The following is an 18,755-nucleotide window of genomic DNA, read 5'->3' as shown; positions in this document are numbered from 1 at the left end:
CATCGCTTCCTCCTCGACCTCGACCCGTGCACCCCGGGCGGTCCCTCCGGAGTACATGCATGGAATTACACGCGTGTCATGCCGCGCACGTCAAGCCGTTCGGTGTTATCGGCCCGATTTCGCGGCGCGTCGCCCCCGGTCCCCGGCGTGTCGCGGCCCGGTGGGACGGGGCGCCGAGGCCGGGCGCGCGACTGCAAGGATGGACCGCATGCGCATCACCGCCCTCGCCGGCGGTGTCGGTGGCGCCCGGTTCGTCCGGGGCCTGCGACACCACCTCGACGCGACGCCCGGGCTCGGCGAGGCCGAGGTCACGGTCGTCGCGAACACCGGCGACGACATCACCCTCTTCGGGCTGCGGGTCTCCCCCGACGTCGACACCCTCCTGTACACCCTCGGCGGCGGCGTCGAGGAGCAGCAGGGATGGGGGCGCGCCGAGGAGACCCACCGCGTCCAGGCCGAGCTGGCCGCCTACGGGGCCCTGCCGCAGTGGTTCACCCTCGGCGACCGCGACCTCGGGACCCACATCATCCGCTCGCAGTGGCTCGGCCAGGGGCTCACGCCCTCGCAGGTCACGGCGCGGCTCGCGGGCCGGTGGGGGCTGCCGGAGCGGCGGATCACCCTGCTGCCGATGACCGACGACCCCGTCGAGACCCACGTCGTCGTCGCCGACGGCGAGAGGGAAGCGGCCATCCACTTCCAGGAGTGGTGGGTCCGGCACGGGGCCAGCCTCCCCGCCCACCGCTTCGTCGTCGCCGGGCTCGACCGGGCCGCGCCCGCCCCGGGGGTCCTCGAGGCCGTCCGGGACGCCGACGTGGTCCTCCTGCCGCCGAGCAACCCGGTCGTCTCGGTGGGCATCGTCCTCGGTGTCCCCGGCGTGCGCGAGGCCCTGCGCGAGACGGCGGCTCCCGTGGTCGGGGTCTCCCCCCTGATCTCCGGACGGCCCGTGCGCGGGCACGCGGACGCCTGCCTGCGCGCCATCGGCGTCCCGGAGAGCGCCGCCGGCGTCGCCGGGCTCTACGAGGACCTCCTCGACGCCTGGCTCGTCGACGCCGCCGACGCCGACACGACCCTGCCTCGCGCCCGCGTCGCGGTCCACGACGAGCCGCTCCTGATGTCCGACGTGGCCGCGGCGGGCCGGATCGCCGCGCACGCCCTCCGCCTCGCCGAGGGGTGAGCGCGGTGGGACCGGCGCCCCGTCTCGAGGTCCACGGGCTCACCGGCGTGCCCGAGGTGCACCCCGGCGCCGACCTCGCCGGCCTGCTCGCCGAGGCGCTGGTGCGCGGCCCGGGGCTGCACCCCGGTGACTGTCTCGCCGTCTCGAGCAAGGTGGTCTCCAAGGCCCTCGGGCTCACCTGGTCGGGCGAGCGGGCCGCGGCCGTGGCCGTACACACGCGCCGGGTGGTCGCGGAGCGGGCGAGCGCCTCGGGCGTGACCCGGGTCGTCGAGGCCGCCGCCGGGCCGGTCATGGCGGCCGCGGGCGTGGACGCCTCGAACACCGGACCCACCGGGTCCGTCCTCCTTCTGCCGCGCGACCCGGACGCCGAGGCCGCGCGCCTGCGCCGGGCGCTGCTCGCCGCGAGCGGCCTGCGTGCGGACGCGCCCGTCGCGGTGGTCCTCACCGACACCGCCGGGCGCCCCTGGCGCGCGGGGCAGACCGACTTCGCCCTCGGCGCGGCCGGCGTGCGCGTGCTCGACGACCTGCGCGGCGGCGTGGACCACGACGGTCGACCGCTCGCCGTCACCGCACGGGCGCTCGCCGACGAGATCGCGGCGAGCGCCGACCTGGCCAAGGGCAAGGCCGACGGCGTCCCCGCGGCGCTCGTGCGCGGCCTGCCCGGGGGCTGGTTCGACCCGGACGCCGAGGGCGCCGCCCGGCTCGTGCGCACCGGGGCCGGCGACTGGTTCGCCCGCGGGCACCTCGAGGCGGTGCGCGCCGCGCTCGGGGTGCTGCCGGGGTCGCCGGCGTCGGAGGAGGTCGGCGTCGCCTCGGTCGGGCCCGAGCCGCTCGCCGCCCGGGTGGGCCGGGTGGTCGCGCTCGCCCTGCACGCGGTGCCCGACGGTTCGGTCGACGTGGCGCTCACGGCGACCCATGCCGAGCTCGTCGTGGCCGCGGCCGACCCCTACGAGCTCGGGCGGCTCGTCGCCCGGGTCGAGGTGGCCGCCCACGCCGAGGAGCTGACGGCCTCCGGGCTCGAGCGCCGGGGCGGGTCGGTGGGCCTGCGCCTCGCCTAGCGTGCCCGGACCGGCAGGTGCGCCGGGACCGGCATCCGCGGGCCGCGCCGCGGTCGGTGGTGCCCGCCGAGCTCGAGGAGCCGCTGCACCCGGTAGCGGTGGCCGGCCCACGGCTCGAGGAGCACGGCGAGCCCGTCGTCGTCGACCGGCCTGCCGGTGAGCGCCCAGCCGATGTCCTTGGCGACGTGGTAGTCCCCGAAGCTCACCTCGTCCGGGAGCCCGAGCGCCCGCTGCGCGACCTCGGCCCAGGTCCAGTGCCCCACCCCGGGCAGGGCCGTGACGCGGGAGCGGGCGAGGTCGGCGGGCAGCCGGGTGCACTCCTCGAGCCGCCCGGCGTACCGGGCGAGGGTCGCGACGGTGCGGGCCCGGCCGGGATCGACACCGGCGGCGAGCCACTCCCAGGACGGGATGGCCGCCCAGGCCGACGGGGCCGGGGGCACCGTGAGCCCGAGCCCCTCCCCCGGCCCGGGCGCCGGCTCGCCGAAGCGGCGGACGAGCCGCCGGTACCCGGCGAAGGCCTCCGCGCCGGTGACCCGCTGCTCGATGACCGACGCGACGAGGTTCTGGACGACGAGCCCGGAGCGGGGCACCCGCCAGCCCGCGTGCCGGCGCCACTCCTCGGCGAGCACCCGGTGGCCGGCGGGCTCGAACCCGGAGCAGTCGTCGTCCTCGCCGAGCAGCGCGGGCACCTGCGCGAGCATCCACCCCGCGCCCTCGCCCCAGGCGCGCGCGGTCACCTCCTGCGCCGCCGTCACCTGCTGGCGCAGGCACAGGGTGACCGGGCCCTGCGGGGTGCGCCACGCGAACCACCAGCCTCCGGCCTCCCGCCGGCTCGTCGGGTCGCCCCCACCACGACGGAAGACCCCGACGACGGCGCCGAGGGGCACCGGCCGGCGGGCCCGCACGACGCGGGCCTCACCACCTGCCGGCACCTGTGCTCCTCGCCCGCTCATCTCCCCGAGCCTAGGAGGTGGTGCCGACGCCCCCAGGCCCATCCGCCGCCGGCGACGACGAGGTCGGCCACGACGGTGAGGAACCGGGCGACGACGACCACCGCGGCCGCGGCGGAGGCGGGCATGACGGTCACGAGGAGCAGGGCGAGGACGCCGTCACGCACCCCGAGCCCCGCCGGCAGCACGACCGAGACCTGTCCGACGGCGGAGGCGAGCGCGAACCCGCACACGCCGACGACGACGAGGTCGAGCAGGGACGCCGCCGGCGCCAGCTCGTGCACGAGCACGGCGACCCCCACCCCCGCGCACAGCCATGCCGCGGTGAACCAGCCGACCGTCTCCAGCACCGCCCCGGCGCCGAGGCCGTGCTCCAGGGGTGGCCGGCGCAGGAGCCGGAGCCCGCGCTCGACGAGCCCGTTGAGCAGCGGTGGCCACAGCAGGACCGCACCGAGCGCGAGCGCTCCGGCGAGGACCCACCCGGTGGCGCCGGTGTGCCCCCGGGAGAGCAGTCGCGGTAGGGCCACGACGCCGACGAGGCCGCCGCACAGGGCGGCGAGGACGATCGACACCAGGCTGGTCACCGCCATCCGCCGCCGCGGGACCCCGAGGCGCACCCCCATCTCCGCCTGGGCGAGCACGCTCCACACCGAGCCGGGCACGTACTTGCCGAGCTGGCCGACGAAGAAGACGCTCGCCGCCGGTGCCCGGTGCAGGTCGCTCCCGAGCTCGGCGAGGATGCGGCGCCAGCCGAGGAGGGTGAGCACCGGGGCCAGGGTGGCCAGGAGCAGCGAGAGCCCGAGCACGGGCCAGCCCAGGCGGGCGAGCTCGGCGGAGACCTGGTCCCAGTTGCGCGCCAGGGCGGCCAGGACCGCGACGAGGACGAGCGCGAGCAGGCCGTAGCGGGCGGCCGTCAGCAGCCGGGTCCTCGGGGTCGCCGACCCGCTCACCGGCACCGGAAGGTGAGCCGCAGGACGGCGTACGCCGGGCTGTCGCCGCCCCCGAAGGAGCTGCGCGCCTCGCGCATCCGGGAGAGCACGTCGCCGTCGACGTCACCGACGAGGGTGAGCCCGAGGTCGTCGGCGCGGGCGAGGATGCCGCGCACGTCGGCCGGTCGCACGGCGAAGTCCGGGTCGTCGTCGCCGATGGGGACGGTGAGGACGAGCAGGCCGCCCGAGCGCAGGGCCCACGACGCCTGCCCGACGACGTGGTCGACGTCGCTCGCGGTGCAGCCTCCCGGATGCAGCCGCGCGACGACGTCGAGGCTCGCGGTGTCGACGTCGAGGACCTCGATGGCCGCCCGGCGGCCGGTCAGCTCGAGCTCGACGGGCGCGAAGCCCAGGGCCCGCACCCAGCGCGAGAACGGGCTGCCCCCACCCGACTCGTCGACGAGCACCGCCGAGCGGGAGCGGTCGTCGAGGACCCGCACGAGCGCGGCGACCGCACCGAGCGCCGCCCACGCGGCCACGGGGTCCTTCGCCCGCGGCAGGCCGAGGGAGCGCGCGGTCTCGGCCGCCGCGAGCGCCTCGGCGTCGACGCTCAGCAGGTCGGTCGCCCGCACCTCCTCGGGCAGGTCCTGCGGCCCGAGGTCCAGGACCGGGCCCCGTCGGGCCCGCAGCCCCGCGACGGCGGTCCGGGCCCGGGCGAGCGCCCCGAGGGGCACGGCCGTGACGGGGGCCACCGGCTCGACCATGACCGGGTCGGCCGAGAGCGCCTCGAGCGCCCCGACGTAGTTGGCCCACGGCCCGGACAGGTCCGGGGGACGCACCCCGTCGGCGAGCGCCCGGACGGTGTCGGGGTCGGCGAGCCGGCGCAGGGCCGCGACGAGCGCGTCGTGGTCCCCGGGCGGGACGAGCAGCCCGTCGACGCCGTCACGCACCTGGGCCGGGAAGCTCCCGACGGTGCTCGCGAGCACCGGCCGGCCGTGCCGGTGGGCCAGGACGACGTTCTGCGAGGCGGTCCCCGACCGGTAGGTGAGGACGACGACGTCGTGCCGGGCCATGAGCCCGGCCACCCGGTCGGCGGGCACGTAGCCGCCGTGCACCTCGACCCGGCCGCGCAGGCGCGGGTCGGCGGCGAGCTCGCGCACCCGGCGTCCCGCCTCGCCCCACAGCTCACCGGCGACGGTCAGCGTCAGCCCCTCGACCTCGCGCAGCGCCTCGAGCAGCGCAGCGAGCCCCTTGTAGCCGCGCACGATGCCGAACGAGAGCAGCCGGACCGGCCCGTCGTGCGGCGGGCGTCGCTCCGGCGGCCCTCCCGGCAGGTGCGGGGGCAGGTCGACCTCGCGCACCCGGGAGGCGCCGACGTCGGTCGCGAGCCGGGCCTGCTCGTCGGTGTGCACGAGGACCGCGTCGGCCCGGCGCAGCAGGGAGGAGACGAGCCGGCGGTCGCCCGGGTGGGGCTCGTGCGGCAGGACGTTGTGCGCGATGACGACGACGCGCGGCGCTCTGCCCTCGCGCGCGGCGCCGGCCGCCCGCAGCAGGGCGAGGTGGGCGGGGACGAGGACGGGGACGACGTGCACGAGGACGACGACGTCGACGTCGCGTAGCCGGCGCCCGGCCCGCAGCCAGGTGTCCGGGCGGGCCCAGGAGAGGACACGCAGGGTGCGCGGGAAGGGGTCGACCTCGGGGGCTCCGCTCGGCAGGCCCTGCTCGCCGGGGTAGAGCATCGTCGGGGACAGGTGGCTCCAGGCGACGAGGGTGACGTCGTGCCCGGCGGCCGCCAGCTCGTGGGCGAGCACCGTCGTGTGCGCCGCGACGCCACCCGGGAAGGGGTGGGTGGGGCCGACGAGCGCGATCCGCAGGGACGCCTCGGAGCCCTCCTGCGCCACCGGATGCTCGGTCATCGCCCGCGAGCCTATACGCGCCCGCTCAGGCACCGCGGACGAGCCGCGCGACCGCCTTCTCCACCGCCGCCTGCCGGCGGGCCGGGTCGGGGTAGCGACGCGCCAGGGTCGCCGCGATGGTCACGCCGTCCTCGTACTGGTCGAGGACGCGCGGGTCGATGTAGGAGCCCCGGGCGACGGTCGGGGTGTTGCCGAGGTAGGCGGCGACCTCCTCCACGGCGGCCCGGACCGCGCGCCGGCGGGAGGCGAGCGTCTCGCCCGGCTCCGGCGACTGCGCGAGCGCCACCGCGGCGAGCACGGTCGCGTGCCAGGTGCGGAAGTCCTTGGCGGTCAGGTCCTCGGCGACCATCTGGGAGATGTACTCGTTGACCGCCGCGGCCTGCAGGTCCGCCCAGCGCGAGCTCTCCCGGTAGGCGAGCAGCCGGGCCGAGCCGCCACGGCGCCGGCGCATGTGCTCCAGGGCCTCGATGACCTGGGGGTCGCTGATCGTGACCGCGTGCTCGACCCCGGACTTGCCGACGAAGCGGAAGACCAGGTCCGACCCGCGCCGGCGCACGTGGCGGCGCTCGAGGGTGGTCAGCCCGAAGGAGCCGTTGGCGTCGGCGTAGGCGTCCGACCCGATCCGGAAGTAGCCCAGGTCGAGCAGCCGGGTCGCGGTGGCGGCGGCCCGGGCGAGCGGCATCCCCTCGCCGGAGAGGTCCTCGACGATCCGCTCGCGGGCCTTGGCGAGGCGCCGGCCGGCGGCGGCGACCCGGTCGAACTTCAGCTCGTCGCGGGCGACCCGCCAGGCCGGGTGGTAGAGGTACTGGCGCCGGCCGGCGGCGTCGGTGCCGACGGCCTGGATGTGGCCGTTGGGGTACGGGCAGATCCACACGTCCCGCCACGCCGGCGGGATGGCGAGCGAGCGCACCCGGGCGACCTGCTCGGGGGCCAGCGGCGCGCCGGTGGCGTCGCGGTAGGCGAACCCCCGCCCACTGCGCCGCCGGGTCCAGCCCACCGACCGGGGTGACACCCGCCGCAGCCTCGCCATGGGCCGACCCTAGCCCGTCGTGGCCCTCCTGACCTGCGAGGACGCACCTCGGCCCCCGCCTCTCCCGCCACGTCGCGGGGGATCGTTTGGGAGCGCTGGCCCCGGTGTGGAAGCGTTGGGTCCATGCCCGCCCTGTCGACCGACGCCGTCACCGACCTCCTGCGCGAGGTCGCCGCCGAGGTCATCACCCCGCGCTTCCGCTCGCTCTCCGAGGGCGAGGTGATGGAGAAGAACCCCGGTGACCTCGTCACCGTCGCCGACCACGAGGCCGAGGTGGTCATCACCCGGCGGCTGCTCGCGGCCTACCCCGACGCGGTCGTGCTCGGCGAGGAGGCCTTCGCCGCCGACCACGGCCTCATGGAGCGCTACCTCGCGGCCGGGCACGCCTTCACCGTCGACCCCGTGGACGGCACGAAGAACTTCGTCCACGGCTCCCCCGACCACGCCGTCATGGTGGCCGAGGTCGTCGACGGCGCCACGGTACGGGCCTGGGTGCACCAGCCCGAGCACGGGCACACCTGGGTGGCCGAGGCCGGCGCCGGCACCTACCGCGACGGCGAGCGGATGACCTGCCCGCCGGTGCCGGAGGGGCGGGCCCCCGAGGGGGTCACCTCGATGTGGTCGCTGCGCGGCCACTCCCTCGAGGGCCTCGCCCCGATGCGGCTGTCGTGGGTGTGCTGCGGCGTCGACTACCCCAAGCTCATCGAGGGCGAGACCGACTACATCGTCTACTCGCGCTCCAACCCGTGGGACCACGCACCGGGCACCCTGCTCGTCACCGAGGCGGGGGGTGCGGTCCTCCACCCCGACGGCACGCCGTACACGCCGCGCTCGACCCGCCCGGGGCTCGTCGTCGCGGTCGACGCCGCCACCTGCGGCGGGGTCCAGCGGCGGGCGGCCCAGGCCTTCGTCCGCGGCTGACTCAGCTCCCGCCCACGGCCGCGAGCCACACCCGGGCGGACCCGACGTCGGTTCGGCGCGGCGGCCGGTCGAGGGCGTGCTCCTCCTCGGCGAAGCGGACGTCGAGCACCCGGCGCGGGGTCAGCCCGAGGCCCTCGATCGCCTCCGGCCCGTCGGCGGCGAGGACGACGAGCCGGTGCCCCTCGGCGGCCGCCCCGCGGGCCAGCTCGTCGACGACCTCGGCGAGCCGCGTCGGCGCGGCCCGCACCGCGCTCGTCGCGGAGACGGCCGGCCGCTCGCACATGCCGCGCACGGTCTGCGGCCACTCCGAGGCCGAGCGGCCGTCCACCATGAGCACGACGTCCCGCGGCTCGAGGGCCGCGCACACCGTCGCGACCGCGTCGAGGGAACCGCGCTCGACGCCGGCGCCGCGGAAGGGCCACGTGGCCTGCACCGCCGGCACGGCCACGGCGAGCAGCGTCAGGACCACGACCACCGGTGGCCCCCAGCGGTTCTCGGCCAACCTGCGGGTGGCCCAGGCCGCGGCTGAGACGGTGAGGACGACGACGAGCGCGAGGGCGATGAGCAGGCGCCGGTCCGCCCACGGGTGGTCCGGGGTGATGCCCGGACGCACCAGGGTGAGCAGCGTCGAGCCGGCGCCGACGACGAGCACCGGAACCCACGGCGCCAGCCGTCCACCCGTGAGGCGCCGACCGGCCCGCTGCAGCAGCCACGCGAGGGCGAGGAGCGCCACGGCGAGGGCGACCCACCCGAGGTACCAGGAGAGCCAGTCGAGGGAGTGCTCGGCGTAGGTCCGTCCCCCGTCGACGGGCAGCCCCTGGCGCTGCTGCATCCCGGCGAGGTAGCGGCCGCTCGGCCGGGTCGGGTCCGCCCGCACGGTCAGCCACCACGGCCGGCTCCACAGGGCGAGGCCGACGACCACCGCGCCGGCGGCCAGCACGGCCGGTAGGCGGCGCGCCACGCCGGCGGGGAGGCGGTGGCCCCGTCGCCACAGCCATGCTCCGGCGACGGAGGCCACCAGCACGGCAGCGGCGAGCCCGGCCAGCGGCACGAGGCTGGCGGCGATGTCGGCGAGGTAGCGGTAGGACAGAGCCCCCGCGAGGGCGTAGGCGAGCACGCTCGAGACGCCGAGCCCGACCGCTGCCGGGCGCACCCAGGGGCGGCGCAGGCCGGCACCGAGCGCGAGCAGCGGCAGGAGGAGCAGGACCTCCCGCAGCGCGTCGACCCTGGCGAGCCCGGCGCCGCCGACGAGCAGCCCCCCGAGGAGCGCGAGCCGGCGGCCGCTCCCGCCCTCGCGGGTCAGCGCGAGGGTGAGCGCGAGCAGGCCCGCCCCGAGCGGGAGCAGCGCGAGCTGCTCCGAGTAGGTACCCCGGGCCACGGTGAGCACGGGCAGGAGGGTGCCCGTCAGCCCGGCCGCCGCGACCCCCCACCAGGGGCCGACGACGAGCGCGGTGAGCAGGCCTAGCACGAGCAGGACCAGACCCATGGCGAGCGCGGGCAGCAGCTGGGCCACCCGCGCTCCCCCGGCCCAGACCCCGTAGCCGTAGACGACCGCCGGCGCCAGGAGGAACTGCGGCTGCACCGCGGGCGCCTGCGCCGGCCCCACCTGGTAGAAGGCGGCACTCGCGAGGGTCACCTCCCCCCGCTCCAGGGGGCCGGCCCCTGCGAAGGCGGACACGTCGACCGACACGACCCGCTCGTGGGTCCCCGCCAGGCTGACCGCGGCCTGGAGGTTGCTCGCGGCGTCCCGGCGCGGCAGGACGTGCTCGGAGTGGGTGGCGCCCGCGTACCCGGCGAACGCGAGGACGACCACGGCGAGCGCCGTCGCGGGCCGGGCCCCCATCGACACGCCCGGCAGGGGACGCACGAGGGCGAAGGCACCGGCCGCGACGACGGCCGCCACCGGCCAGCCCACCCACGGGGTCCACCAGCCGACGGCGGCGAACAGCCCCCCGAGCAGCGTCGTCCCCGCCACCCACAGCCCGGCCGCCGTCCCCGCCCGGGTCAGGACGCGGCCCGGGCCCGGCGGGTGGTCGCTCATGGACGAGGAGGGTAGCCGTCCGGGGGGTTGCTACCGTGCCCGCGATGGCCACCACCGACCCCACCCCCGCCGACGTCCTCGCCCGGCTGCTCGCCTCCGACCCGGCGCGGCCCCGGGTCACCGTCTACGACGACACCGACGGGCCGACGCGCGGGGAGCGCGTGGAGCTCTCGGCGCGGGTGCTCGCCAACTGGGTCGCCAAGGCGGCCAACCTCCTCCAGGACGAGCTCGACGCCGGCCCGGGCAGCACGGTGCGGCTCTCGCTGCCGCCGCACTGGCGCACGCTGTACTGGGCGTGGGCCGCGTGGTCGGTCGGCGCCTGCGTCGAGCTGGGCGGCCCGCCCGCGCAGGCCGCCGAGGTCCTCGTCACGGACGAGCCCACCGGCGCCGACGGGAGCGACCGGCTCGTCGTGGTGACCCTGGCCGCCCTGGCGCGCCAGGCCGCGAGCCCGGTGCCGGTGGGCTCCGTGGACGAGGCCCGCGAGCTCGCGAGGCACGGCGACGTCTTCGTCCCCATGGAGGAGCCCGACCCCACCGCACCCGGGCTGCGCACGGCTGCCGGCACGACCTCCCTGGCGGCCCTCGTGCCGGCGCCATCGGCGGCCGGGCGCGTCCACACCGCCACGGACGACACCGAGCACCTGCTGCGGCTCGCGCTCGCGACCTGGGCCGGCGACGGCTCGCTCGTGCTGAGCCGGGGCACCCCCGGTGCGGACGTCCTCGCCTCCCGACTGGCGAGCGAGGGGGTCACCGGCTCGGCCTGAGGGCGGCCGACCGGGGGCGCTCAGCGCATCTGCGCCTCGACGGCCTTCCACGTGAGGGTCGCGACGACGCCGGTCTGCGCGAGGTGGGCCGAGCGCTGGGCCGCCTTGACCGCTGCCTCGGTCTTGGGCCCGAAGGAGCCGTCGGCGGTGATCCGCAGGGCTCGCTGGAGCGCGGTCACCGCACTGCCGTGGGAGCCACGGCGCAGCACCTTGCCCCAGTAGGCCTTCAGCGGGTGCGCGCGGCGCTCGAGCGCGGTCCACGTGCTGCGCGTGACCACGCCGGTCGCCGAGATCCCCGCCGAGCGCTGGAAGGACACGACCCGGGCCTGGGTGGCCGGGCCGAAGTGCCCGTCGACGCCCAGACCGCCGAGGGCGCGCTGGAGCGCCTTGACGGCCGCGCCCGAGGAGCCGCGCCGCAGCGTGGTCCCCAGGTAGGCGCTGAGCGAGGTCCCGCCGGAAGAGCTCGAGGAGGACGAGGAGCTCGAGGAGGAGGACGAGGTCGCGGAGGAGGTCGAGGACGAGCCGGCGAGCGCCTTCCAGTCCTTGGCGTTGACCACGCCGTCGACCGCGAGGCCGGCCGACTTCTGCCAGGCCTTGAGCCGGGCGAGGGTCTGCGGCCCGAAGGAACCGTCGACGACGAGCCCGCCGAGCGCCCGCTGGAGCGCCTTGACCGCCTCGCCCCGCGACCACAGCCGCAGGGTGACGCCGGAGTACTTGCTCAGCGAGGCCGTGGACTGGCCCATGAGCGCCTTCCACACCCGGCTGTCGACGACGCCGTTCTGCGGCAGGCCCTGGGCCTTCTGGTAGGCGCGCACCCGCTTCTCGGTCGCCGGGCCGAAGGCACCGTCCACGGCGACCCGCCCGATCGCGCGCTGCATCGCCGTGACCGCCGCGCCGCTGGAGCCACGACGCAGCACCGTTCCGGCGTACTTGGCCAGGGAGGTGCTCGTGGAGGTCGAGGAGCCCGAGCCGGAGGGCACCGCCCCGCCGTTGACCAGGGCCTTCCACACCCGGGAGTCGACGACCCCGTTGACGGTCAGGCCGGCGCTCTTCTGGTAGGCCCGCACCCGCTTCTCGGTGGCCGGGCCGTACTCCCCGTCGAGGGTCAGGCCGCCGATGACCCGCTGGAGGACCTTGACCGCCGTGCCGCTGGACCCGCGCCGCAGGGTGACGTTGACGTAGTCCGCGGGGTCGGTCGAGGGGGCGTGCGCCGACCCCGCAGGGCCGGTGGCGGGCGTGGTCACCGCCGTGCCCGTCCACCACGAGGTGCGCTTGCGCGCCCCGTCCCACGTGAAGGACAGGTGGATGTGGTCGGTGTGCGGTGAGGCCCCGGTGTAGGCCGCCCACCCGCGCTCGGGGGCGTAGGCGCGCCAGATGTGCCGGTTCCAGATGATGTAGTTGATGCCGATCCGCCGGGCCATCGCGCCCGCCCGCCCCTGGGCGTCCGGGGCGGAGAGCCAGCGGGTGATGGCGTTGCCGAGGGCGAGCTGGTCGCGCTTGGTCGCGTCGAGCATCCAGTCCAGGGCGCGGCCCTCACCGTGCTCCTGGTCGCAGCTGCGCAGGATGCCGTAGGCGTGGGTGCCGTACGTCGCGTTGAGCAGCTGGGCGAAGGCCACCGGCCCGGGCTGGTTCTGCGTCAGGCACATCGTGCCCGGCTGGTAGGAGGGCGCGACGTCGAGGGCCCGCGGCAGCTTCCGCGAGGGCTGGGGCAGCGGGATGCTCGAGGCGTGCGCGGCGCCCGCGGCGAGCGGGAGGGCGATGACGGACGCCGACACCGCGCCGAGGGCGCGCAGGGGCAGCCTCCGGACCGGCGTCGGGTCGGTGCTGGGCAGGGTCACGCAAGGGCTCCATCCACACGGCAGGGCGCCCGGGGCAGGGGACCGGGCGCCACCCGGTGGTGGTCGTCACAGATGTCACATCCGTCACCGCCGAATCACCGGGCACACAAGTTGTCCCACTGCTCAGGGGCCTCGCGCAAGGAGTTCCGGTGAATTACACCGGTGTACTTGTCCCTGCCCCGATCCTGGGCGACCCGGATGCGGACCTGCCGGGGACGCTAGGGTCGCGCCATGGACAAAGTCGTCGACACCCCTGCCGAGGCCCTGGCCGGAGTCACCCGCGGGGCGACCCTCGCCGTCGGAGGCTTCGGGCTGTGCGGCATCCCCTCGGTCCTCATCGCCGAGCTCCACCGGGCGGGCGTGGACGAGCTCGAGGTGGTCTCGAACAACTGCGGGGTCGACGACTGGGGGCTCGGGATCCTCCTGCAGAGCCGGCAGATCCGGCGGATGGTCGCGTCGTACGTCGGGGAGAACAAGGAGTTCGCCCGGCAGTACCTCGAGGGCGAGCTCGAGGTCGAGCTGACCCCGCAGGGCACCCTCGCCGAGCGGTTGCGCTCCGGCGGCGCCGGCATCCCGGCGTTCTACACCCCGACCGGGGTCGGCTCCCAGGTCGCCGACGGGGGTCTCCCGTGGCGCTACGACGGGTCCGGCGGCGTGGCGGTCGCCTCCCCCGCCAAGGAGGTCCGCGTCTTCGGGACCGGCGGCGAGGAGCGCGAGTTCGTCCTCGAGCAGGCCATCGTCGCCGACTTCGGCCTCGTGCGGGCCCGCCGGGGCGACCGGCACGGCAACCTCGTGTTCGACAAGTCCGCCCGCAACTTCAACCCGCTGTGCGCGATGTCCGGGCGGGTCACCGTGGCCGAGGTCGAGGAGCTCCTCGAGCCCGGGGAGCTCGACCCCGACGAGGTGCACCTGCCGGGCATCTACGTCCAGCGCGTCCTCCCGCTCACGCCCGAGCAGGCGGCCGACAAGCGCATCGAGAAGCGGACCGTCCGCGCCACCGAGGAGGCCTGAGCGATGCCCCTGACCCGCCAGCAGATGGCCGCCCGCGCCGCCGCCGAGCTCGAGGACGGCGCCTACGTCAACCTCGGCATCGGCCTGCCGACCCTCGTGCCGAACTACGTGCCCGAGGACGTCGAGATCGTCCTGCAGTCCGAGAACGGCATCCTCGGCGTCGGCGCCTACCCGGCGCCGGAGGCCGTCGACCCCGACCTGATCAACGCCGGCAAGGAGACCGTCACGGTCCGCCGCGGCGCGTCCTACTTCGACTCCGCCCTCTCCTTCGGGATGATCCGCGGCGGCAAGGTCGACGCCGCCATCCTCGGGGCGATGCAGGTCTCCGCCACCGGCGACATCGCCAACTGGATGATCCCCGGCAAGATGGTCAAGGGGATGGGCGGCGCGATGGACCTGGTCCACGGTGCGAAGAAGGTCGTCGTCCTCATGGAGCACGTTGCCAAGGACGGCTCGCACAAGATCGTCGCCGAGTGCAGCCTGCCGCTCACCGGCAAGGGCGTCGTCCAGCGTGTCATCACCGACCTGGCCGTCATCGACGTCACCCCGGACGGGCTCGTCCTGCGCGAGCTCGCCGAGGGGGTCACCGAGGAGCAGGTCCGCGACGCCACCGGCGCCCCGCTCACCGTCGAGCTGCAGGCCCCCGGCACCGCCCGCTGACCCGTCCGCCGCGCGGGAGGGCACGCCCTCCCGGCTACAGTGATCCGGTGCCGACGACCGACCTCAGCGAGCGCCTGGCCCTGGTCATCGTGACCTTCCGGCGCCCCCGGCTGCTCGGCGAGCTGCTCGCGTCGGTGGCCGAGAACGCCGCCGACGCCTGGCGGGTCGTCGTCGTCGACAACGCCTCCGGCGACGAGACCCCCGAGGTGGTCGAGGCGGCCCGCGCACGCTTCGCTCCCGACCAGCTCGTCTACCACGTCCTGGCCGAGAACACCGGCGGCGCCGGCGGGTTCTCCGAGGGTGTCCGGGTCGCGCTCGAGGCGGGCGCCCGGTGGATGTGGCTCATGGACGACGACGTCGAGGTCCTCCCCGGCGCGCTCGAGGCGCTCGCACCGTGGACCTCCCGCTCCGGGTGCATCCACGGCCGGCGCTACGACGTCGACGGCACCCCCTTCTACTGGCAGGCCCGGTTCAACAACTACCTCGGCGTGCCGCTGCCCTACTCCGTCGGGGACTTCAAGGACGCCGACCACGCGGTGACCAACTCGGGCACCTTCGAGGGCATGCTCGTCTCCGCCGACGTCGTCCGGCAGATCGGGCTGCCCGACCCGCGCTTCTTCATCTCCTGGGACGACGCCGTGTACGCATGGCTCGCCTCGCACGTCACCGACGTCCTCTACGTCAACGCCTTCGTCCTGCGCCGCAAGCGCACCCAGCGCAAGATCGACCTCGGTCTGCGCCACCTCAACGACGCCTCGGACCTCACCCGCTACCACGTGATGCGCAACCGGGCCTACGTCGGCCGCTACTTCGCCGCGCACGCGGCCCTGCACCGCCCGTTCTTCGCGGTCGGCACGGCGCTCACCTACGCCAAGGAGGTCGTGCGCCTCGTGGCGGTCGAGCACACGCTGCGCGGCTCGGGGGCCCTGTGGAGGGGCTGGCGTGACGGGCGGGCGATCTGGCACGACGAGAGCTGGCGACCCATGCCGCCCCTGACGGCCGGGGCCGCCGACGCCGAGCCGGCGTGAGCCCGGGGCGGGCCGCCTACTTCTTGACCACCTCGAGGCGGCTGCCGTACCCGTAGACGGTGACGTGCTGGAACTCGTAGACCATCGCGTCGCCGGAGCGGTGACGGTCGGCGACCGGCCAGCCCCAGCTGCCCGGGGGCCCGCCGGCGGCCCAGAACCGGTCGGTGACGTACCAGGACGTGCGCAGCTCCACCGCGCTCCCCCCGCGGGCGGCGAGCAGCCACCCCTTCGTGAACCGCTGGAAGGTGCCACCGCTGCGCACCGCCGACGGGGCCACGGCGACGCCGAGCCCGCTGACCCCTCCCCGGGCCCTCCACGGGTCGAGCAGGCCGGTGGAGTCCTCGACCGCGAGGACCCGGTGGTCGGCGCCGAAGGCGACTGCGCCCTCGAACTCGACCACGGCCGTCTCGCCGCTCGAGCTGCGTCCACCTCGCGGCCAGCCCCACGCGCCGCTCGGGCCGCCCTCGTCCCAGTAGCGCTGCGTGATCCGCCAGCCCCGGCCGAGAGCCACGTCGGACCCGTCGGTGGCGAGGAACAGGTCGGTGGTCGTGAAGTGCTGGTAGCGCCCACCGCTGGCGGTGCGTGCCGGCCCGTCGGGCAGCCCGAGGGCGCCTTGGCCACCGCGCTCGCGCCACAGGGTGAACATGCCCTCGCCGAACGGGTCGTCGGTGACCAGGACCCGCCCGTCGTACCCGTACGCGGTGACCTTCGCGAACGTGACGACGTTGGCGCCCTCGCGGGTGACCGGGTCGGCCGTGGGCCAGCCCCACGACCCGGTGGGGCCGCCGCTGTCGAGGTAGCGCCCGGTGATCCGCCAGCCGGCCCCGAGCGTGACCGCCGGGCCGTCCCCGGGGACGAAGAGGTAGGTGTCACCGAAGAGCTGGTAGGCGCCGCCGCCGACCTCCACGGCCTCGGCGCTCGGCAGCCCGAGGCCGTCCGGCCCGCCGCGCGCGAGCCAGGCCTCGAGGACGCCGGTGCCGAAGGGCACCGTCGAGACGCTCACCGTCCCGTCCTCGAGGAAGGCGGTCGCGTCGGTGAGCTCGAGCACGCGCACCGACCCGCTGCTGTACTGCGGGGTCGTCGGCCAGCCCCAGCTCCCGTCGGGCCCGCCGTCGGCGAGGTAGGCGTCGGTGATCGGCGAGCTGGCCGCGAGGTAGGTGGCGCTCCCCCGGGAGGGCACGAAGAGGTACCCACGGGCGAGGCGCTGGTAGGAGCCCGAGCCGAGCCCGACAGCGTCCTCCCGCGGCAGGCCGAGCTCGCCCTCGCCACCGCGCTCGTACCACTCGTCGAACACGCCCGCGCCGAAGCGGTACGGCGGGACGAGCACGGTGCCGTCGAAGCCGTAGGCGCTGACCTGGTCGAACTTCACGACGTTCGCGTGCTCGAGGGAGCGGCGGTTGCCGGTCGGCCAGCCCCAGGCCCCCTCCGGTCCTCCGGTGTCGAGGTACTGCTTGGTGATCCGCCAGCCGGAGGCGAGGTAGGCGCCCGCGCCCGCCTCGGTGCGGTAGAGGTAGCCGTTGTCCAGCTCCTGCCAGACGCTCCCCGACTCGGCGGACGGTGCGCTGGTGGCCCGGCCCACCTCGGCGAGGGTGTGGGCGTACCAGACCTTGACCAGCCGGCCCTGGAGGGCGATGGCGGAGGTGCGGACCGCACCGTCGCGGTTGTAGGCGGTGAGCCCGGTGAAGTGCAGCCGCCAGATGCCCTCGCGCTCGACCGCCGAGCCCTTCGGCCAGCCCCACGTGCCCCGCGGCCCGCCCTTGGCGAAGTACGCCTTGGTGATGGCCCCGCCCGCCGGCAGGTAGGTGGCCTTGCCGTTGTCGGTGACGACGACGTAGCCGTTGGTGAAGCGCTGGTAGACACCGCCGTCGAGCTCGATGGCGTCGGCCAGCGGTGACCCCGGCCCGTTCGCGCCGCCGAGCCGCTGCCACGCGGTCCGGATGGGCTCGAGGACGCGCGCCCCGGTCGTCGAGCCGAACCAGTCGGTGTAGAAGAGGTAGAAGTTGCGGTTGCCGTAGGCCGAGCACGCGTTGCCGGTCCCGTAGCCGGCGTTGAGGGCGGCCGTGTTCGGCACGTAGGGGGTGTAGTTGTACAGCCCCGCGGTGGCCTGGTTCTCGATGTAGACCGTGCGCCCGCCGCACGAGGCGTCCGGGTTGTACTGGATGTAGTTCTTCATCCCCGCCACGTAGCCGTAGCGGTCCGGGTTGGCCCGGTAGACCCTGAACTGCCGGGCCGCGTTGTACACCTGGTTGAAGAAGCCCTTGTACTGGCTGTCGCAGGCGGCGGTGTCCGGGCAGCCGTAGCCCATCGCGCTCTGGTAGCGCCACCGGCTGGGGTAGGTGTGCGTGACGAGCTGGGACTCCTTCTGGACGAGCACGAGCAGCGCCTTCTGGCTCACCCCGCACGAGCGCGCGACCCCGTTGATGATCTGCGCGGCGGTCTGCTTGACCGCCGAGTAGCCCGAGCAGTAGGAGTCCGCCGGCTTCTTCGTCGTCTTCTGGCTGAAGTTCTTCAGGCAGACGATCGGGTCGTCCGCTCCCTTGCTGCGCTCCTCGTGGCACTGCGGGACCTTGCCGTTGAGGAACTTCTGCACCTGCGCGGCGGTCATCGCGGTCGAGTTGTAGAACAGCCCGTCGCTGATGATCAGCCCGGCCCTGAAGCCGCTGCCCGAGGCCGCGCCCGCCGGCGCGGTGCCCGACAGGCCCAGCGCGAGCGCGCCCGCCAGGACGGCGAGCGCGCCGAGGAGGGGCGCGCGCAGCCTCACGGGACCTCCACGGTCGTCGCGCTCGAGCGGCCGCTGGCGGTCGCCGACGTGAACGACAGGACGAGCTGCCACGTCCCGGTGGCCTGCTCGAGGTCGAAGGCGAGCCCCTCGCCACAGCTGGTCGTCGAGGCCGAGGTCGCGGCCGGCCCCGAGGCGGTGAGGGTGCGCTGGCCCGAGGTGAGCGTCGCGGTGCACGTCCCGCCGCCGGTGGTGACACCGTCCGCGTAGCCGCCGACGACGAACTCGCCGTCGCGGACGCCGTGGCGGGTGAGCACGACGGTGACCTCGGAGCTCCCGTCGCCGGTGCCCCCCGGCCGGGTCGGCTCGTCGGTGGCGACCGGCTCCTCGCTCTCGGTGGCCGACTCGCTCGGGCTCGGCGACGGCGAGCTCTCCGAGGGGGTCGGGGACTGCTCGGTCGGCGTGGCGGAGGCCGTCGCCGAGCCGGAGTCGGCGGTGCGCGTGGGGTCCGGGAGGTCCTCCGTCGTGCTGCACGCGGCCAGCGCCAGGACGAGGAGGGAGGAGGACAGGCAGAGGGCGATGCCCCGGGACATTCGCGGACCTCTCTGGCGAACTGGGCACGGACCTGGTCATTTGTACCAAAGCAGCAGGCCGACCGCCGCACGTGCGACCGCGTGTCGGCGACCCCGTCCGCCCCCGGCCGGGCGGGGTCGCCG

The 18,755-nt window shown here is 75.8% G+C and carries 15 protein-coding genes; 7 read left to right on the top strand and 8 right to left on the bottom strand.

The genetic code is table 11. The annotated features are described in order from the left end of the window. The first annotated feature begins 208 nt into the window (after positions 1 to 208). Together cofD and G8D98_RS11845 are read left to right on the top strand one after the other, a co-directional pair. Entirely contained in the window at positions 209 to 1,174 is a 966-nt protein-coding gene (gene cofD, locus G8D98_RS11850; RefSeq protein ID WP_166103434.1) for a 2-phospho-L-lactate transferase, read from the top strand. A 5-nt stretch (positions 1,175 to 1,179) separates the two neighbouring features. Then, positions 1,180 to 2,232, top strand: a complete 1,053-nt coding sequence (locus G8D98_RS11845; RefSeq protein WP_166103431.1) for a coenzyme F420-0:L-glutamate ligase — start codon at positions 1,180 to 1,182, stop codon at positions 2,230 to 2,232. Here the strand turns inward: G8D98_RS11845 and G8D98_RS11840 are convergent. Genes G8D98_RS11840 through G8D98_RS11825 form a run of 4 tightly spaced genes read right to left on the bottom strand, consistent with a single transcriptional unit; the run spans position 2,229 to position 7,057 of the window. After that, positions 2,229 to 3,185: a DNA-3-methyladenine glycosylase family protein gene (locus G8D98_RS11840; protein WP_166103428.1), complete on the bottom strand. Its 957-nt coding sequence runs from the start codon at positions 3,183 to 3,185 to the stop codon at positions 2,229 to 2,231. The genes G8D98_RS11845 and G8D98_RS11840 overlap by 4 nt on opposite strands. Beyond that, positions 3,182 to 4,132 (bottom strand): lysylphosphatidylglycerol synthase domain-containing protein, encoded by a 951-nt coding sequence (locus G8D98_RS11835; RefSeq protein ID WP_166103425.1) that lies wholly within the window; start codon positions 4,130 to 4,132, stop codon positions 3,182 to 3,184. The genes G8D98_RS11840 and G8D98_RS11835 overlap by 4 nt, the downstream gene beginning before the upstream one ends. Then, positions 4,129 to 6,027, bottom strand: coding sequence for a glycosyltransferase family 4 protein (locus G8D98_RS11830; RefSeq protein ID WP_166103422.1), 1,899 nt, complete (start codon positions 6,025 to 6,027; stop codon positions 4,129 to 4,131). Before G8D98_RS11830 ends, G8D98_RS11835 begins: the two co-directional genes overlap by 4 nt. Before the next feature lie 25 nt (positions 6,028 to 6,052). Further along, positions 6,053 to 7,057, bottom strand: coding sequence for a DNA topoisomerase IB (locus tag G8D98_RS11825; protein WP_166103419.1), 1,005 nt, complete (start codon positions 7,055 to 7,057; stop codon positions 6,053 to 6,055). Between the two features lie 123 nt (positions 7,058 to 7,180). Between G8D98_RS11825 and G8D98_RS11820 the strand changes: the two genes are divergently transcribed. Further along, positions 7,181 to 7,978 carry an inositol monophosphatase family protein gene (locus tag G8D98_RS11820; protein WP_166103416.1) on the top strand — a complete coding sequence of 266 codons (798 nt, stop codon included), beginning with the start codon at positions 7,181 to 7,183 and terminating at the stop codon, positions 7,976 to 7,978. A 1-nt stretch (position 7,979) separates the two neighbouring features. Here the strand turns inward: G8D98_RS11820 and G8D98_RS11815 are convergent, their stop codons facing one another. After that, positions 7,980 to 10,019 (bottom strand): hypothetical protein, encoded by a 2,040-nt coding sequence (locus G8D98_RS11815; RefSeq protein WP_166103413.1) that lies wholly within the window; start codon positions 10,017 to 10,019, stop codon positions 7,980 to 7,982. Positions 10,020 to 10,063: 44 nt separating this feature from the next. Here G8D98_RS11815 and G8D98_RS11810 point away from each other — a divergent pair, with 44 nt between their 5' ends. After that, positions 10,064 to 10,783, top strand: a complete 720-nt coding sequence (locus tag G8D98_RS11810) for a TIGR03089 family protein (RefSeq protein ID WP_166103409.1) — start codon at positions 10,064 to 10,066, stop codon at positions 10,781 to 10,783. A 20-nt stretch (positions 10,784 to 10,803) separates the two neighbouring features. Here G8D98_RS11810 and G8D98_RS11805 read toward each other — a convergent pair whose 3' ends face one another. After that, on the bottom strand, positions 10,804 to 12,621 hold the full coding sequence (locus tag G8D98_RS11805) for a peptidoglycan-binding domain-containing protein (RefSeq protein ID WP_166103406.1): 1,818 nt from the start codon (positions 12,619 to 12,621) through the stop codon (positions 10,804 to 10,806). Positions 12,622 to 12,852: 231 nt separating this feature from the next. Between G8D98_RS11805 and G8D98_RS11800 the strand changes: the two genes are divergently transcribed. From G8D98_RS11800 to G8D98_RS11790, 3 genes are read left to right on the top strand one after another with little or no spacing between them, the layout of a single operon-like run. Next, a complete protein-coding gene (locus G8D98_RS11800; RefSeq protein WP_166103403.1) occupies positions 12,853 to 13,632 on the top strand; it encodes a CoA transferase subunit A in 780 nt (259 codons plus the stop codon). A gap of 3 nt (positions 13,633 to 13,635) precedes the next feature. Next, a complete protein-coding gene (locus G8D98_RS11795) occupies positions 13,636 to 14,292 on the top strand; it encodes a 3-oxoacid CoA-transferase subunit B (protein WP_166103401.1) in 657 nt (218 codons plus the stop codon). Positions 14,293 to 14,339: 47 nt separating this feature from the next. Beyond that, on the top strand, positions 14,340 to 15,320 hold the full coding sequence (locus G8D98_RS11790) for a glycosyltransferase (protein WP_166103398.1): 981 nt from the start codon (positions 14,340 to 14,342) through the stop codon (positions 15,318 to 15,320). A 16-nt stretch (positions 15,321 to 15,336) separates the two neighbouring features. On the opposite strand, the gene G8D98_RS15365 is transcribed toward G8D98_RS11790, so the two are convergent. Together G8D98_RS15365 and G8D98_RS11780 are read right to left on the bottom strand one after the other, a co-directional pair. Next, positions 15,337 to 18,081, bottom strand: a complete 2,745-nt coding sequence (locus G8D98_RS15365; RefSeq protein ID WP_187566756.1) for an LGFP repeat-containing protein — start codon at positions 18,079 to 18,081, stop codon at positions 15,337 to 15,339. After that, positions 18,078 to 18,632 carry a hypothetical protein gene (locus G8D98_RS11780; protein ID WP_166103396.1) on the bottom strand — a complete coding sequence of 185 codons (555 nt, stop codon included), beginning with the start codon at positions 18,630 to 18,632 and terminating at the stop codon, positions 18,078 to 18,080. The genes G8D98_RS15365 and G8D98_RS11780 overlap by 4 nt, the downstream gene beginning before the upstream one ends. Positions 18,633 to 18,755 lie beyond the last annotated feature (123 nt).

This window comes from Phycicoccus endophyticus (assembly GCF_011326735.1).
Classification (GTDB): domain Bacteria; phylum Actinomycetota; class Actinomycetes; order Actinomycetales; family Dermatophilaceae; genus Phycicoccus; species Phycicoccus endophyticus.
The sequence above is the reverse complement of the archived record's forward strand: the minus strand, read 5'-3'. Positions and strand labels throughout refer to the sequence as shown.